Raw genomic sequence first — 460 nt, 5'->3', positions numbered from 1 at the left:
GGTTCTGACGGAACAAAAACGGGGAACTAAAGTCGATTTTTTCCAAAGACACTTCATCCACATCAGGCAACCTCAACTCTTGAAAGACTGGTGAGGTGGCACCTTTGAACAGCCACAACCTTACCTTATGATAACAATGTGCTCCCTGTATCTGTAGATCGATAGGAATTGTCGCTCGCACCTTGCTGATGAATTGATCGAGTATTTTCATGGATAATCCTATCGTGTGCTGAATGTGTGAACGATCGTGGTCACATCTGGAATTCAGGTAACTGTACGATCATACCTCCCATCTCGGCCGACACTTTAATCTGGCAAGCCAGACGGGAGCTCGTTTGCCTCTCGGGGAACATGCTCAGCATCTGGTCCTCCTCCGCATTATGTGAACCTAGTTTAGTCAGCCAACGGCTATCGAGAATGACATGACAAGTCCCGCAAGCGCAAACACCCCCGCAGTCAC

Annotated in this window: 2 protein-coding genes; both read right to left on the bottom strand. The window is 48.3% G+C overall.

Going from position 1 to position 460, the window contains the following annotated elements; all coding sequences use genetic code 11:
* Positions 1-211 (bottom strand): hypothetical protein (locus KDM89_RS19725; RefSeq protein ID WP_212689590.1); only part of this gene is annotated, 211 nt, incomplete at its 3' end.
* Between the two features lie 40 nt (positions 212-251).
* On the bottom strand, positions 252-460 hold a 209-nt coding region (locus KDM89_RS19720; protein ID WP_212689589.1), incomplete at its 5' end, for a 2Fe-2S iron-sulfur cluster-binding protein.

The organism is Cognatundibacterium luofuense, from assembly GCF_018139685.1.
GTDB classification, from domain to species: domain Bacteria; phylum Pseudomonadota; class Gammaproteobacteria; order Burkholderiales; family Burkholderiaceae_D; genus Undibacterium; species Undibacterium luofuense.
This window is presented reverse-complemented; position numbering and strand designations above follow the sequence as displayed.